Below are 14,442 nucleotides of genomic sequence, written 5' to 3'. Positions count from 1 at the left end.
TCTATTATCCGTCTTACTGGTCAATCATCATCACAAGCTTGTTCATCGTTTTCCAATTGCGCACCGTTGCAGGTATCTCCAGCTTGTGTAGCTGTTGACCCAGCTTGGCATTGCGGATGCTCTCGTAAAATAACAGATAAACGTCTCTGCCCTTGATGAGACAACGCTCTTTTTCACTTTCGTAGGCTAATAACTTCGCACCATTCACTTCAGTGGGTGCAACTGGTAGCATGGCGACATGGAGACTTTCCCCTGTAGCTGTGGTACTTGCCTCAGCCATATCTTGCTCTGAAAACGGACAATTATGGACGATTGATTGCAGTTCTTCGGCTGTTCTGATTATCACGATACTTGTGATATGGAAAACTGTTTGAATGGTTGCTTGTATTTGCTGTTGTAGGTATACCTCAGACTCACTTGATTCAAACAGGATATTGCCGCTTTGAATATATGTCCGAATGTTTTGTAATCCCAGCGGTATAAGCGCTTCTCTTAATTCAGCCATTTTCAATTTATTGTGTCCACCTACATTAATGCCTCTTAAAAATGCTATATATTTCGTCATGCCATTCCACCTTTCCTTTCCTCCTCTAGTATAGCAACCTCTAAGGAATAATAGGAAAAAACTGCACCCTTTTATTCCAGGTGCAGTTCACTGATTAGGCTAATTGGTGAATGTCCTCTATCAAGCGATCTACTTGTTCCTTTTTTGTGGCCCAGCTTGTGCAAAAGCGCACAACGGTATGGTTGTCATCAAAGGTTTCCCAAGTAGAGAAGGAATATTTCTCTGCCAAAGCCGTCAGCATGTCGTTTGGTAAAATCGGAAACTGCTGATTGGTTTTCGAATCATAGCGCAATGCAAAGCCTTTGTCGATAAACGCCTGTCGAATTAGCATCGCCATGTCTACAGCATGATGAGAAATAGCCATATAAAGGTCTTCTTCAAATAGGGTTTCAAACTGAATGCCTAATAAACGCCCCTTAGCAAGCAGCCCTCCTCTTTGCTTCATCATGTAGCGAAAATCCCTTTGATACGCAGGATTCACTATTACGACCGCTTCGCCAAATAATGCGCCCATTTTCGTGCCACCAATATAAAAAACATCACAAAGCTTCGCAATCTCTGCTAAGGATAAATCGCTATCTTGCGCTACAAGCCCGTATCCTAGTCGCGCCCCATCTAAAAATAGCGGTAAGCCACATTCTCGACAAACCTCACTTAAAGCCGTTAATTCCGCCTTGCTATACGTCGTGCCATTTTCTGTAGGATGAGATATGTACACTAAGCCCGGCTGCACCATATGCTCATGCGTGCTATCCTGCCAATGAGCATCATAGCATGCTTTCACCTGTGCCGCCGTTATTTTGCCATCCTCGCTCGGCAATGTCAGCACTTTATGACCAGTGGCTTCAATTGCACCTGTTTCATGCACCGCAATATGTCCCGTATGCGCGGCAATGACTCCCTGATGAGGACGCAAAATAGACGAGATAACAATTGTATTCGTTTGCGTACCGCCGACTAAAAAGTGAATATCTGCTTGTTCTGCTGCAATCGCTTTTTTAATATAAGCTCTAGCTGTTTCCGAATGCTTATCCATACCATAGCCAGGTGTTTGCTCCTCATTTGTCGTCACTAATCGTTGCAAAATCTGTGGATGTGCGCCTTCTGCATAATCATTTTCGAATCGTATCATATTGAGTCCCTCCAAAATTCTCTCTATCTATTACTCTATCTTACGCCATATTGCCCCATCTTCGCCATTTGTTTGTTCTTATGATAGGGTGATGCTTCTCATTGTGATGTCCCTTTGTTCGTCCCAAATGAATCGTCATTTTATCAGCATTCACCGATGATTCTGCACAATTAATAGAGATTGTAGAAACAAATGCTCCGAATATTGACTATTTACTGGCTCCTCTATCATTCATACCGCGTCCTGTGTAAACATCAAGTACTCCTTTAGTACTATCGCTCCGAGTGTCAATTTGGCTAACTAGATGATTGATGCAGAAACAAGACATTTAAGATAACCTTACATATGAATAAAACTGGAGACCAGTCTACTACCGGTTTCCAGCTTTTTCGTGGTGGATGCTTATGCTCCGATTTTGAGATGCTTCCTGACAATTCGGTTATTTTATAACACGCTTTTGGCTGCGTTTTCTTGTGATTTTGCCTTTGAGCGGAATTACAAGGAAATATAGCAAATTACCTAAACCATTCCTTCATTCCCCTGATGAGCCGCATGAGGAATCGCTAGTGGATGCGCTATAATCAGCACAATGATGGCTTTCCTGTGAGGAAATCTGTGCATCATTTGTTAGAAAATCGTTTGTTGGGTGACTATGGTGTGATTGCTCGCTCGATTTATTGTACGGTTGATTGAGCATACTGACTATACCGACGACAACGATGATCCCAATAAACAAGATAAATAAAGTCATTTATATCAACTCCTCTCAACCATTTTATATATTATACCATTTATTGTTATTGTTTACAGTATACTATGGATTGTTTCTGGATTTCTTTTATTGCTAATGTGTTTTGTAGAAAGGTGGCATTGGTCTAGTGGACGTGAAATGAAAGATAAAATAACACCACAATCACGATGATTGTGGTGTCAGTATTATGATTGCGATTTACGTGTTGCAGATTTTTTCGAGCGAGTACCTTCGTTCGAATTTTTCTTTTGCTCTTGTGTTAAAGCATTTTCTTCACGCACATCTAAATCATCTGGACTTAAATCTGTCGCTAATTCTGCCAACTCTGACTGACGTTTATATTGCTTGCCCTTCGACAAAATGATCACCTCCAAGTAGTCTTACATTGCCCTATTTGGTTTGATCTATTCCCAGTACAGTATGAAATGATTATTTCTAGCTAAACTAATTTCACTGTCTGCTGGTTCAAAAGATGGTCATACAGTTGCTCATATAATTTATGGTAGGTCGCAAGGCTATGCTGCTTGGTATAGTCAAAGTCCTTGTCAGAAACGAAATGATGTGCACAATTAAGAATCCATACGGTTTGCTCAAATTGACTATTCCTTTCATGTTCTTCAATGAGCATCGATAGAAGGTGTTCTTGGCGGTACATTTCTTTTATAGAATGTTGTTTTTTCATTGTAAAGATGTCAATTGTACGAGAAAGCGATGCCTAGTAGAATTCTTTTCATTGATAACTTTTAACACGCCAGAAAATCATATACAGTCCCCCTTTCCAATATAATCTATAACATGTCATTGATAAGGAAAGAAGGGCGATGGAATGATGACGATTATCACAAAGCCATCCATTGGCTTAACCCAATTTACAGACTTCACGATGAAGGGAAGTACAGCCAAGACGAAGTTTGTGAAAGATATTAAATATCAGGGAGATTATCATCCAATTAAAGATTATTGGAAGGCATTACGCGATGGTTTAAAAAAATACCATGAACAGGGTTTGCCTGACAATTATTTACTCGATATGATTGATAATGCCCTCCCTGCACGGCAAAAAAATTATCAGGATGTCGTAAAAGCCTATTTAAAATTTTTAAAAAATAAAAATGTTCAATGGTTTGCACCAGGTAAGGCTAATTGGTATAGTGATGCATTAACGGTGCGTTCCAATCCTGAACTTGGTTTAATCATCGACGATATCCCCTACTTGATTAAGCTGTATTTCAAAGGTAAAAATGAGCGCATTGATAAATATAAATGCCAATCTGCCTTAACCCTCCTGAAAAACTCTCACTACGAAATAGAACACCCTGACACTATTAAACATGCCATTTTAAACGTGCAAAAAGGTCGCCTGCTGACTGAAGATCAATCGACGGACGATCATCGAATTGCGCTAGAATCCGATGCAGCTCAATTTATGTTTATATGGAATAGGCTCTAACCTCTTCAACCAAGCTAAATCTCCCAAAAGGCATTCATCTAACATAAAATCATTATTATTAGGCGATTTTATCTGTATCCTCCATGACAAATGAGTGTTTGTTATAGGATAATGGGCTTGTGTCTATTAAAGGTAAAGGAAGTGCTACTGGATGAATGCAGAAATGGTGATGCAGGAGCTAGAGGCTCTAGGCAAGGAACGGACGAAAAAAATGTATCTGTCAAATGGTGCTCAGGAGCCACTATTTGGTGTGGCAACGGGAGCCATGAAGCCTATTGCGAAGAAAATCAAAATCAATCAAGCTCTAGCAGAAGAACTTTATGCTACAGGTAACTATGATGCGATGTATTTTGCAGGCGTTATTGCTGATCCCAAAGCAATGACTGTGGAAGATTTTGATCGTTGGATGGATGCGGCTTATTTTTATATGCTGTCTGATTATGTTGTAGCGGTCACGTTAGCGGAAGCCCCTATTGCACAGGAGGTGGCGGATGCATGGATTGCCAGCGGTGAGGAGCTAAGAATGTCAGCGGGCTGGAGCTGCTATTGCTGGCTTTTAGGAAATCGCAAGGATAGCGAATTTTCTATGAGCAAATTAGCCAACATGCTGGAAGTGGTAAAAAATACAATTCATGATGCACCAGCACGCACGAAATCTGCGATGAATAATTTTCTATACACAGTGGCCATTTCCTATGTACCACTTCATGAGCAAGCCATTGAAACGGCACAGGCAATTGGTCCAGTGGTAATGAAAAGAGACAACAAAAAAAACACTACGCTAAATGCTTATGAAACGATTCAAAAGGAAGTAGAGCGAGGCAGACTTGGTTTTAAACGAAAATATGTAAGATGTTAAACATCGTGTCTAATAAGACATCCCTCCCACAAGGACGGATGTCTTTTTTAGATAGAAAACAATGAATTTTAAAATCAAGGTAACCAATGAGGTGCTTTGAATGAAACAGAAACAAAGGGCAACCATTTCTTAAAAATTGTCATTATTCTGCTAGGTATTCCTGCTTTAGCTTTAGGGCTATTTTGGTTACTTGACATGGCTAATCGAGACGCAGTAGCACATCCCAAATCTGCTTATTTGTCCTATCTTTTTTAATCTATGTGTCTGCTCTATGTGTTCCCTACTACATTACGTTATATCGTCTCTTAATCAACACCGACCAGCATAAAGCGTTCTCGGCATCGTCTGTAAAGGCTTTGAGAACTATCAAATATTGTGCATTCACGATTGTTCTCTTTCTTGCACTGGCATTGCAGCATCTATCATCATGTTTACTGACAAGGAAGACATAACTGGCATTACGATTCGGCATAATCGCTTACGCTGCATCTACATTTTTTCGAGTTGCTCGAAAACCAGTGCCATCCGTCAGAGGCACAGGATATTGGTTTGCCATAAGACATGGGTTTCAACACCCGCTGAAGCAAAATAAATTGGCACTAACAACTTTTAATTGTTAGTGCCAATTTATCGCCTATACATGTCCTACTACTTCCGCTGTTTCGAAAGTTCTTCGTAAAAGGGCTTCATTTTATACGCCACATGCCTATTGCTCTAGTTTCCTCCAACTTTTACAACTATTTTACTATAAAAACATATCAAAATTTACTTTTTAACAGTATAATAATTACATATTTCAATAATAGGAGGGTATTTATGAAGAAATTGGTTTTATTAATGGCGATGTTTACATTATTTCTCGCTACAGCCTCTATTGCGGAAGCGCATCCTGGGCGTTTAGATGGCAATGGTGGGCATAATTGCTCGGACAAGTCCAAAGCGAAAGGGCTTTGTTCAGGCTACCATTATCATAATGGAGGGTCCTCCTCAGGTGGTCAAAGCCAATCTACACCGACACCAAAAGCAACTACAGCCCCAGTGTTGACAAAAGTTGCTGTCTATTTAAATAATGTAAAGCAACATTACACGCCTGGCGCTTATATGAAAAATGGCACAACATTAGTGCCGATGAAGGCCATTTTTGAATCACTTGGAGCAACAGTTGCTTATGAAAGTGCAACGAAAAAAGTAACGGCAACAAAGGGCAGTAAAAAAATTGTGCTTGGTGTGGGGAATAAAATGGCTTATGTTGATGCAAATGGTACTACATCCACTATCGCCCTCAGCCATCCAGCTGAAATTTATCAAGGAACAACGATGGTTCCTCTAAGATTTGTTAGTCAAGCACTTGGTGCAAATGTAACATTTGATGAGGCAGCATTGATTGTTTATATCTCGACCAATTAATGGATAGGCTTTACAGCAGCATTCCTCAGGATGCTGTTTTTTATTGTTGCTTAAAGTCAAAGTCGTACTTCTTATTAATTTTCCCAGCAATGGTTTCTAAAAATGATGCCACTGTCATATTCTCGACTTCATTTGTATACCATGCTAGTTTCGCACCATAGTTCTTTTTATTATAATTCACTTCTAAAGGCCAGAAATTTTCCGTTTTATAAGTATAATCAAACTTCACATATAATTGTTTCCCCTCTGGACATTCCATTATCACCTTGTACAATGTTTTTTTTCTTTCTTGCTCGAATTTCACTTTTTTTATTTTCGTTAACATCAAAACCCCTCCTCTCTTCTACTACATTCGACAAAACTTTGAAAAAACCTTTATTTAATGAAAAAGGATAAAGCTCGCTTTTGCCTGCAAGCTCTATCCTCCCCAGTTAATTCGCTATAAATTTATCGTAATAACGTTTAAGCATTGTCGCCATTTGTTCCCTCGTGAGAGCGCCTGCTGGATTCATGTTCTGACTGCCATCGCCTCGGATAATTCCTTCGTTAACGGCCCATTCCCATGCCTCTTTATGAGATGCTCCTACTTCCCTGCTTGCTTGTAGGCTAGCTTTTTCAGCTAATAAGCTTTTTAACATCGCAATTTCTTGTTTCAGCTCATTATATTGTGACACTGTTAATCCCTCCTCAAGTCCATTTTTAATATCTAGCTGGAACTGTGCTTCTGAAATCCCCATACTTTTTAAATAGGCAAAAGGATCTTTGTGTGTGGTACCTCCTAGATTTTCCGTAATCCATCGATGTGACTTAATGCCGTTACCATTGCCATCTAAAACAGTTGGGACTCCTGCCTCTATGGCAAGCTTACGTAACAGCCAAATATACGCTGCATAATCCTTTTTAAACTGTTCCTTATTAGCTGTCCGTGCCAGCTCCACCTGGGCATAGCTATATGGATTTCCTTTTGGACCACAGCCATATTGCACACGATTCACGGGGGCTACTTGTACGATTCGTCCACCACCGCCTACCCAGTGGGATACAAAAGCATTCGCTTTATTTCTATTCATATAGGCAATCTCGTTTTCCAATGCGTTTGGACCAGTATTGCTGCTATTACCTGATTCATGCGCCACCACATATTTTATAGCCGTGAGCGCTTGATTCGGTAACCCTGACATGATCTGTTTTTCAATAACATAACTCATACTACACCACCCTTTCCTATCATTTTTTCGTGAATGACAGCTATGTTATCCATTTCTACTATTTGTGATGTTCAGGGAAAAACGATAATTAATCAGAGGTATTCCTTACGGGGCTTAACAGGTTCTTTTCTTGCATACGACTATTGCTATCATTTCACCTCTCTTTCTGAGTGTGAATGATACAAAGACATTCACTTATAGTTAATAAATGCTCCCATACCAGTGATTTCTAGTTAATTGTGCTCTTTTACTATTTTTTATATATGATTTTTTTACCCCTTCCTACTATCCAAGACATTGACAAAGATTGCTTCCTATAGTATTTTGTATCTTCTAAAATATTGAAAGTGAGGGGATGACATGTGCGTATAGTAGATATATTTCAGCAATTGCCAAGCTTAGATGGTTTTACGCAAATAACCAAAGTCCTCAAAGGCTATTCTCCTGATACTAAGTATCTCGTAACTGTGGGAGAAACGCGCTTTTTTGTACGATTAGCAGATGTAGCGCATCGTGAAAAACGCAAAAATGAATTTATGTTGCTACAGGAATTAGAAAAACAGGGTGTAAAAACACATAAAGCGATTGACTATAAGGTGCTGCAAGAAGCCCATTTAACCGCAACGGTCGTTCGTTTTTTAGAAGGAATACCCGCGGATGATGTCATCCAGCAATTCACTGACTTTGAGCAATTCCATCTCGGTCTTGCTGCTGGGCAACAATTGAGAAAAATCCATCAAGTGAGTGCTCCGCCAATGCTCAATTGGGAGGCGACACAGCGCAAGAAATTCTCTGCTTATTGGAAGGCATACCAGCAAGGTTCCTATCACATACCACAGGAAGCAAAATGATGAAGCTTTATTGAGGCGCATCTGCCACTGCTAAAACATCGACCTGTGACCCTTCTCATGACTTTTATAATCTTGCCTTATTTAGTAGACGTCACAGCATCCCCTACTGCATCGGGCAAATCAATGGCTATTTTTCGGCTACTCCAGACGATACATTTTGGCAGCTTTATGCCTTATATGTGGCAATGACGGTCTTTTCCACCATTGTTTGGACACGCCAATATGACCCACGTTCTTTTGACGATGCGTTAGCAAGAATTCACTTGATATTACAGGATCATGATGACTTTTCATCAACCAAACCTTTATGGTATTCGGACGATTATACGCTCCCTAATAATGCTAATATTTTTTGACGTTCCGCTGCAAAATCCATTGTTGGCTGTTGATCACATAGTACTTCCTCTTCATGACGCTGATGAAACCACTTCGGAATGATTTCTTGACGTCTGTTAACTTGCTGTCGTGCCATCTGTTGCTTACGTGCTTGAAATCGCTGCTGCTCGATGGCTATATCTTCCATGCTTTTTATTTTTTTGCTATACCAATTTTGCAAAATCTTTTCTACATACCGCCAACGTAATACATTGTGTTCCACTGCTAGCTTCATCGCATGTATAACCATTTCCTCCGTAAAAATAGTGAGCCAATGATGAATTCTCTCACCAATATGGGCAGTTTGTGCACCAAAGCCTTGTTGCTCGTAAAAGTGATAGACAGAGGGTGCAGATTGTTTATCATCATCTATATTTTTTAGTAATTTATTATTTAGTAATTCATTATTTAGTAGTGTGGGCTTTTCCGTTTGTGGTGCTACCGTTGACGCATTTCCCGTTGACGGCATGGCAGCAAGTGCTGGAGCTTCATATACGAGAAACTCCACCTTACGAAACTTACCATCTTTTGTTCTCTCTTGAATTTTTTGAAGATAACCCGTCTGTATCAGTTCGTCTACAATTCGTGCAGTCGCTTCTCGTCCACATTTACTGCGGGTTGCTAAATCGGCAAGACTAAAAGACCAATCATCTGGTAAGGACAGCATATAAGCAAGCAGCCCCTTCGCCTTCCAGCTTAATTGATCATCATTTAAAAATCCCTTGTCCAAGACAACGAAATTCTCCTTTTTGGCTACTCTATAAATCATTATGATCCCCTCTTTCTGTCAAATTCCCTTTCTTATTATATAAAGGGAATTTTTCGAAAAAGGGACATAAAAAAAGAACATGCCACAACAGCATGTCCGAATTTTATTGATAAAGCTCTTGATAAACGATTACTTTTAACGCAGCAAGCTCTTCATCCGACAATTTTCCTTCAACCATTTGCAGTGCTTCCTCTTGTGTCATCGAGCCATCTTGCAATTTCACACGAATGTCGTTCAGCTCCGTGATCCCCACTTTTTGAATTAATACTTTAGTCGCCTCTTCTTTTGTCGTAAACGGCAATGTACTGCTGTCAACCGTTTTTGCTTCCTCCATATAGGCTTTCAACTGAGGGTCATTTTCAATGGTATTTTTGATTTCTTCCTTTTGTCCGCTGCTTTCTAATTCCGTTGACAACGTATCTACGATTTTTTCAGAGGCAAATTTTGTGCCGAAATGTAACACACCATACCCAGCTACGCCAAGGAAAATAATCATCACTACTAGAAATTTAATGAATCTCAAATTCTCACTCCTTTACCCACGTTCATCATACTATATGGAGCAGGTCGTTGAAAAATAATTCTCCCTAGAAATTATGTAAAAAAACCCCATCAGTCGATGAGGTTTACTTCACATATTTCAAATACTTTCGCACAAATTCCACAATGTACAGAACTTCCTCCTCTGTCATCGTCAGAAGCTTACAAACACGTTGAAGCCTAGCAGGTGATGTTATTTGCTGGCGAACTTGATGGATATACATATATTTACATTTGCGTGGATTTACTTTATCTCGTATTTGCTTGTAGCGAAGATAAGCATAACGTGCAAAGGCATTGAGCATCTCCCGCTCCTGCTCATCACGCTCTTTCTTTCTGGCAGCCTCATCAATGATGTCCGTGTCAAATGTCCGTGTACCATCTGTTAATTGCATAGTACCACCTCTCTATTACAAATGTACTCATCCACTATTAAATGCAATAAAACGTGTCACACCTAGGGTAGATGTGACACGTTTTATGAATTTTATATGTACCGATTATTGAGAGCGCTTCCTTCTTTGATCTCGCTTCTTCAACATATAGCGCGTGATCCCAAGTGTGATTACAATTTCATTAATTAACAGGAATTGAAAACCATTTGCATGTGCATTGCGCCAATCATAAATACCCCAAATAATTAGTGTCAAAAGAACAACAGCAAGTGTGTATCTAGAAGCTTCTGGGTAATAATCTTTTTCTTCATCCATAGCACGCGACATCCTTTCTATTAGAGGTGAATAGACTCTTATTTTGATGGATAGAACACTTTTTTCAAGCGATAGAACTACTCTGGTTGGAGCGTTCATCTAGATTGATGGATAGAATTCTAAATGTGGTGGATAAAACGCATATATTAATCGATAGAATACTTATTTTGATTGATAAAACTCTTTTTTCGATTGATAGAACTGCTCTGGTTGGATTGTTCATCTAAAATTGATGGATAGAACTCTAAATGTAGTGGATAAAACGCATAAACTGCTCGATAGAAACCTTTATTTGAGCGATAGAACTACTCTCAGTGGAGCGTTCATCTAGATTGATGGATAGAATTCTAAATGTGGTGGATAAAACGCATAAACTGATCGATAGAAACCTTTATTTGAGCGATAGAACTGCTCTAAGTGGATTGTTCATCCAAATTGATGGATAGAACTCTAAATGTAGTGGATAAAACGCATATATTGAGCGATAGAAACCTTTTTTTGATTGATTAAACTTCTCTGATTGGATTGTTCATCCAAACTGATGGATAGAATTCAAAATGTGGTGGATAGAACTTAAAATGTAGTGGATAAAATGCATAAACTGATCGATAAAACGCTTTTTTTGATTGATAGAACTACTCTAAGTGAATCGAACCACTATTTTGAGCGATAGAACTACTTTGAATGGAGTGTTCGTTCAGATTGATGGATGCTTCAGAGATAATAGGCGAAGATGGCTACAATAATGTTGGGTAAGGCTAATAGTGACGCGTTAGTCATCATGCGATTGCGTTCGTTTCTAGCTTCTTTTGTTTCTGTAGCGAGATTGGCTCGTATTCTATCTCCGCTCGCTATTGCTCCTGACATGACTATCGAGACAAAGATGAACACTCCGCCTAGTATCCCTGAGAGCAAATGCGCTTGCTCGGTACCCCATATGAAGATGGAACATACAACGCCTAGAATCGATAATATCGTGCCAATGCCTACATACTTCATTTTCAGCCCCCCTTATTTTATTATACGGCTAACGTCTCCTATTTGTTTCAATAATTTCAAAAATTACATACATTATGTAAATGAGAGTGGCCATTCTTTTCGTTTTTTTTGCAGGAGGCTTTCTTCCTTTAGTACAAAAATACGCTATTTGATTGATGCTTAGTATAGTATGCTCGCCAAACGTTCATAGTAAGTATGGTGTGAAATTCACATCGAATCATACGACGGAGGGATCAATTTATGAATGGAATTCGTGAAGGTTTAATCCCTACTATCCTAGGGTCGGCTGTTACTGCTGCTGGATATGCCATGAAGCAAAAGCACGGCTCTAACAAAATGGTGGCCAATACCCTCTTTGGTTTTGGACTAGCACACATTGTGTTAGGAGCTATTGACCTGGTAGAGCATCGTCGTTAATGAGAGAAGAGCGCTGCACGTGCTCTTCTTTTTTTGAATATTTTTCTATTCAATGATAGCATTGTCATAAAAGAAGAAGGAGTATGATTATGGCTACCATTGAAGATTTTATAGCACTTGATATACGAATTGGCACGGTTATAGAGGCAGAGGAATTGCCAAAAGCGCGTGTTCCTGCGATTAAAATGACCATTGATTTTGGTGAAGAGCTTGGCATTAAACAGTCTTCTGCACAAATTACCAAGCGTTATACACCGGCGCAAATGATTGGGAAGCAAGTAGTGGCAATTGTTAATTTTCCTCCCCGCCGTGTCGCTGGTTTTAAGTCTGAGGTGTTAGTTATTGGTGGGGTGCCTGTAGAGGGCGATGTGATCCTGTTAACACCTGATCAGCAGGTACCAAATGGCACAAAAATACAGTAAAGAGCCTTTGCATTACGCAAAAGGCTCCTTTTTATAAATGGGGATCCATATTTCACTTGTAAATGTTGGGGAGGAGAAATCGGTGCTTGCATGACGCACGATTTCAGGGCCAGCTACTTGCTCATAGCTAGAGGATGGGAACCATTCGGCATAGATGCGGCCCCACATTTCCTGTAGTGTTTGCGGGAATGGTCCGACCGCTTCAAATACGGCCCACGTACACGCAGGTACATCCAACGCTGTAAAGTGGTGGGTACCTTTTTCTGTTGTGGCCACTCCAATATAATGGTCGAGTTCTCCCTTTTCTTCCATTCTCCCTTCTGAAAAGTTGGTGGAGGCTTGGATTATCCCCTTTGGTTCGATATTGGACAGCTTTTTCAGTTGCTCAATGTCCGCCATTGTCAAAGAGCGAGCCAGCTCTGTTATTGCTTGATTTTCTCCTTGAAAAACAATTGGTACTCTTTTCATGAGTCCGATAATGTGAAATGCTTCTTTTTGCTCGAGTCGGTAATTCATTTCACTACCTCCTTTAATAGTAAGTTGGAAGGTCATCCGGGGGAAGGCTTTTAAGATTTGACCACTTTGCCTCGCCTCGGATGGTGTGATGCCGTGCATTTGCTGAAAGGCTCTTGTAAAAGCATCTGCGGAGCGATAGCCATAACAAATGGCAATATCAAGGATTCTCTTAGAGGAATGCGACAGTTCTAGAGCGGCAAGTGTCAACCGCCTACGACGAATATACTCCGACAACGATACCCCTGCTAGAAAGGAAAACATTCGTTTAAAATGATAGTCCGAGCAATAAGCTATTCTTGTAGCCTCTTTTAAGTCTATTTCTTCTGTTAGATGAGCTTCAATATACGCCACTGCCTCATTTAATCTTGTTAAAGAATCCATATCCATCACCTTCCTTATCACTATCTTAACAGGCATAACAATACGACATCCGACAATTGATGCACCATTTAGTCGCCTTTCAAAAAATAATCTATCGAACAGGCAAATAACTAACTTTCGAAGCTATTTTCTCATATATATAATAGTGTAAAGCTAATTTTTTAGCCTTACACCTCCTGACTTGATACTTAGGGTCACTGCTCGCACGGTGGCCCTATCCATTGTAACCAGCAATAGCTTACATGTGAATATTTGTAAAACACCCTTATAAATAGAAGAATTCATGATGCAATGTAATTTTTAAATTTTCTGTATATGCCATTTACTACTATTATTAAATATAGCCAAGCGACCTTTTTTCAAGCATACTATGCGCTTTATTTAAGGGGGTCTTTGAATATTCAGGGGCTATGTTTGATACGTTATAGCATCGTATGTACTGTAGTAGGATGATTTTCAATCCTAATATGAAATGACCAAGAACCTAGATTCTTGGTCATTTTTTGTTAGCGATAATTATTATGTGTTGGTTTAAATAGTGCTTCATCGGCGTTGCGCACAAGTGAGAAATGATCCACATTGTAATGGCCATGTAAAATGTCGTTATGATGTGCAATAATAGCTTCTGGTGATAAACAGTCGGAGCCGTTAGTGGAATGACCTTCTGCCACTAATGTGACATCAAAGCCATGAACGGTTGCTGTTTTTACTGCTGTATCCACACAATGCTCGGTTTTACAGCCCATCATCACTAAATGTTTAATGTCATGGGTCTGTAAATAGTCCAGTAAGCCTGTTTTGTAAAAAGCATTCGTTGCCAGTTTATCAAAGAAGACAGCTGTCGTTGGAACTTGTATCGCTGGATGTACTTGAAAGCCTTCCCCTTCGCCACCTGCCACATCTTGGTCACGAACAAAAATAATATGTGCCTGGGCTTCGGCGGCCTTCTGGATGACGGCATTGATTGTCTCCAGTAATTCGTTTTTCTGATAGACAGCTTGTTCATCCTGATTACCCTCGATTAGTTCTTGCTGTGCATCAATCACCACTAGTGCTTGCTTCAAAAGCATCTCTCCCTTATTGTTTGCTA

General features: G+C 39.8%; 21 protein-coding genes. 8 read left to right on the top strand and 13 right to left on the bottom strand.

The genetic code is table 11. The annotated features are described in order from the left end of the window. Positions 1-13: 13 nt before the first annotated feature. The 4 genes from NV349_RS09760 to NV349_RS09745 form a co-directional block, all read right to left on the bottom strand. A complete protein-coding gene (locus tag NV349_RS09760) occupies positions 14-565 on the bottom strand; it encodes a DUF1697 domain-containing protein (RefSeq protein WP_271913189.1) in 552 nt (183 codons plus the stop codon). 94 nt (positions 566-659) lie between these two features. Beyond that, on the bottom strand, positions 660-1,697 hold the full coding sequence (locus NV349_RS09755; protein WP_271913188.1) for a threonine aldolase family protein: 1,038 nt from the start codon (positions 1,695-1,697) through the stop codon (positions 660-662). A 532-nt stretch (positions 1,698-2,229) separates the two neighbouring features. After that, complete coding sequence (locus NV349_RS09750; RefSeq protein WP_080717073.1) at positions 2,230-2,448, bottom strand: hypothetical protein; 219 nt, start codon at positions 2,446-2,448, stop codon at positions 2,230-2,232. 185 nt (positions 2,449-2,633) lie between these two features. Further along, entirely contained in the window at positions 2,634-2,816 is a 183-nt protein-coding gene (locus NV349_RS09745; protein WP_230593830.1) for a hypothetical protein, read from the bottom strand. 461 nt (positions 2,817-3,277) lie between these two features. Between NV349_RS09745 and NV349_RS09740 the strand changes: the two genes are divergently transcribed. From NV349_RS09740 to NV349_RS09720, 5 genes are all read left to right on the top strand, one after another. Then, entirely contained in the window at positions 3,278-3,898 is a 621-nt protein-coding gene (locus NV349_RS09740) for a hypothetical protein (RefSeq protein WP_271913563.1), read from the top strand. A 151-nt stretch (positions 3,899-4,049) separates the two neighbouring features. Then, complete coding sequence (locus NV349_RS09735) at positions 4,050-4,757, top strand: DNA alkylation repair protein (protein WP_271913186.1); 708 nt, start codon at positions 4,050-4,052, stop codon at positions 4,755-4,757. Between the two features lie 96 nt (positions 4,758-4,853). After that, positions 4,854-5,012, top strand: coding sequence for a hypothetical protein (locus NV349_RS09730; protein WP_231744943.1), 159 nt, complete (start codon positions 4,854-4,856; stop codon positions 5,010-5,012). 5 nt (positions 5,013-5,017) lie between these two features. Beyond that, positions 5,018-5,209, top strand: coding sequence for a DUF2975 domain-containing protein (locus NV349_RS09725; RefSeq protein WP_271913183.1), 192 nt, complete (start codon positions 5,018-5,020; stop codon positions 5,207-5,209). A gap of 364 nt (positions 5,210-5,573) precedes the next feature. Then, the gene (locus NV349_RS09720) at positions 5,574-6,164 is read left to right on the top strand and encodes a copper amine oxidase N-terminal domain-containing protein (RefSeq protein ID WP_058843076.1); all 591 of its coding nucleotides are present in this window, start codon (positions 5,574-5,576) and stop codon (positions 6,162-6,164) included. 40 nt (positions 6,165-6,204) lie between these two features. Here the strand turns inward: NV349_RS09720 and NV349_RS09715 are convergent, their stop codons facing one another. Together NV349_RS09715 and NV349_RS09710 are read right to left on the bottom strand one after the other, a co-directional pair. Next, positions 6,205-6,489 (bottom strand): hypothetical protein, encoded by a 285-nt coding sequence (locus tag NV349_RS09715; protein ID WP_271913179.1) that lies wholly within the window; start codon positions 6,487-6,489, stop codon positions 6,205-6,207. 106 nt (positions 6,490-6,595) lie between these two features. Further along, a complete protein-coding gene (locus NV349_RS09710; protein ID WP_036122718.1) occupies positions 6,596-7,372 on the bottom strand; it encodes an N-acetylmuramoyl-L-alanine amidase in 777 nt (258 codons plus the stop codon). 362 nt (positions 7,373-7,734) lie between these two features. Here NV349_RS09710 and NV349_RS09705 point away from each other — a divergent pair, with 362 nt between their 5' ends. Next, entirely contained in the window at positions 7,735-8,223 is a 489-nt protein-coding gene (locus NV349_RS09705; RefSeq protein ID WP_257982890.1) for an aminoglycoside phosphotransferase family protein, read from the top strand. A 322-nt stretch (positions 8,224-8,545) separates the two neighbouring features. Here NV349_RS09705 and NV349_RS09700 read toward each other — a convergent pair whose 3' ends face one another. From NV349_RS09700 to NV349_RS09680, 5 genes are all read right to left on the bottom strand, one after another. After that, positions 8,546-9,367, bottom strand: a complete 822-nt coding sequence (locus NV349_RS09700; RefSeq protein ID WP_271913177.1) for a DnaD domain protein — start codon at positions 9,365-9,367, stop codon at positions 8,546-8,548. A 103-nt stretch (positions 9,368-9,470) separates the two neighbouring features. Beyond that, complete coding sequence (locus tag NV349_RS09695) at positions 9,471-9,890, bottom strand: hypothetical protein (RefSeq protein ID WP_051891658.1); 420 nt, start codon at positions 9,888-9,890, stop codon at positions 9,471-9,473. A gap of 103 nt (positions 9,891-9,993) precedes the next feature. Then, positions 9,994-10,302 carry a hypothetical protein gene (locus NV349_RS09690; RefSeq protein ID WP_036122729.1) on the bottom strand — a complete coding sequence of 103 codons (309 nt, stop codon included), beginning with the start codon at positions 10,300-10,302 and terminating at the stop codon, positions 9,994-9,996. 105 nt (positions 10,303-10,407) lie between these two features. Beyond that, positions 10,408-10,617 carry a hypothetical protein gene (locus tag NV349_RS09685; RefSeq protein WP_230593831.1) on the bottom strand — a complete coding sequence of 70 codons (210 nt, stop codon included), beginning with the start codon at positions 10,615-10,617 and terminating at the stop codon, positions 10,408-10,410. Positions 10,618-11,331: 714 nt separating this feature from the next. Beyond that, entirely contained in the window at positions 11,332-11,616 is a 285-nt protein-coding gene (locus NV349_RS09680; protein ID WP_271913176.1) for a DUF5316 domain-containing protein, read from the bottom strand. A 240-nt stretch (positions 11,617-11,856) separates the two neighbouring features. On the opposite strand from NV349_RS09680, the gene NV349_RS09675 reads away from it, so the two are divergent. Next, positions 11,857-12,033: a hypothetical protein gene (locus NV349_RS09675; RefSeq protein ID WP_036128914.1), complete on the top strand. Its 177-nt coding sequence runs from the start codon at positions 11,857-11,859 to the stop codon at positions 12,031-12,033. 89 nt (positions 12,034-12,122) lie between these two features. Next, entirely contained in the window at positions 12,123-12,455 is a 333-nt protein-coding gene (csaA, locus tag NV349_RS09670) for a chaperone CsaA (protein WP_271913174.1), read from the top strand. Between the two features lie 12 nt (positions 12,456-12,467). Here the strand turns inward: csaA and NV349_RS09665 are convergent, their stop codons facing one another. Beyond that, a complete protein-coding gene (locus tag NV349_RS09665) occupies positions 12,468-13,352 on the bottom strand; it encodes an AraC family transcriptional regulator (protein WP_271913172.1) in 885 nt (294 codons plus the stop codon). Positions 13,353-13,858: 506 nt separating this feature from the next. Beyond that, entirely contained in the window at positions 13,859-14,416 is a 558-nt protein-coding gene (locus NV349_RS09660; RefSeq protein WP_271913169.1) for an isochorismatase family protein, read from the bottom strand. Between the last annotated feature and the right edge of the window lie 26 nt (positions 14,417-14,442).

The sequence above is a fragment of the Lysinibacillus sp. OF-1 genome, assembly GCF_028356935.1.
GTDB classification, from domain to species: Bacteria; Bacillota; Bacilli; order Bacillales_A; family Planococcaceae; genus Lysinibacillus; species Lysinibacillus fusiformis_D.
This window is presented reverse-complemented; position numbering and strand designations above follow the sequence as displayed.

Bases quoted from the DNA above. Each gene is read 5' to 3' on its own strand.
- NV349_RS09760 (WP_271913189.1), bottom strand. From the start codon at position 565: ATGACGAAATATATAGCATTTTTAAGAGGCATTAATGTAGGTGGACAC.
- NV349_RS09755 (WP_271913188.1), bottom strand. From the start codon at position 1,697: ATGATACGATTCGAAAATGATTATGCAGAAGGCGCACATCCACAGATT.
- NV349_RS09750 (WP_080717073.1), bottom strand. From the start codon at position 2,448: ATGACTTTATTTATCTTGTTTATTGGGATCATCGTTGTCGTCGGTATA.
- NV349_RS09740 (WP_271913563.1), top strand. From the start codon at position 3,278: ATGACGATTATCACAAAGCCATCCATTGGCTTAACCCAATTTACAGAC.
- NV349_RS09735 (WP_271913186.1), top strand. From the start codon at position 4,050: ATGAATGCAGAAATGGTGATGCAGGAGCTAGAGGCTCTAGGCAAGGAA.
- NV349_RS09720 (WP_058843076.1), top strand. From the start codon at position 5,574: ATGAAGAAATTGGTTTTATTAATGGCGATGTTTACATTATTTCTCGCT.
- NV349_RS09715 (WP_271913179.1), bottom strand. From the start codon at position 6,489: ATGTTAACGAAAATAAAAAAAGTGAAATTCGAGCAAGAAAGAAAAAAA.
- NV349_RS09710 (WP_036122718.1), bottom strand. From the start codon at position 7,372: ATGAGTTATGTTATTGAAAAACAGATCATGTCAGGGTTACCGAATCAA.
- NV349_RS09700 (WP_271913177.1), bottom strand. From the start codon at position 9,367: ATGATTTATAGAGTAGCCAAAAAGGAGAATTTCGTTGTCTTGGACAAG.
- NV349_RS09690 (WP_036122729.1), bottom strand. From the start codon at position 10,302: ATGCAATTAACAGATGGTACACGGACATTTGACACGGACATCATTGAT.
- NV349_RS09685 (WP_230593831.1), bottom strand. From the start codon at position 10,617: ATGGATGAAGAAAAAGATTATTACCCAGAAGCTTCTAGATACACACTT.
- NV349_RS09680 (WP_271913176.1), bottom strand. From the start codon at position 11,616: ATGAAGTATGTAGGCATTGGCACGATATTATCGATTCTAGGCGTTGTA.
- NV349_RS09675 (WP_036128914.1), top strand. From the start codon at position 11,857: ATGAATGGAATTCGTGAAGGTTTAATCCCTACTATCCTAGGGTCGGCT.
- csaA (WP_271913174.1), top strand. From the start codon at position 12,123: ATGGCTACCATTGAAGATTTTATAGCACTTGATATACGAATTGGCACG.
- NV349_RS09665 (WP_271913172.1), bottom strand. From the start codon at position 13,352: ATGGATTCTTTAACAAGATTAAATGAGGCAGTGGCGTATATTGAAGCT.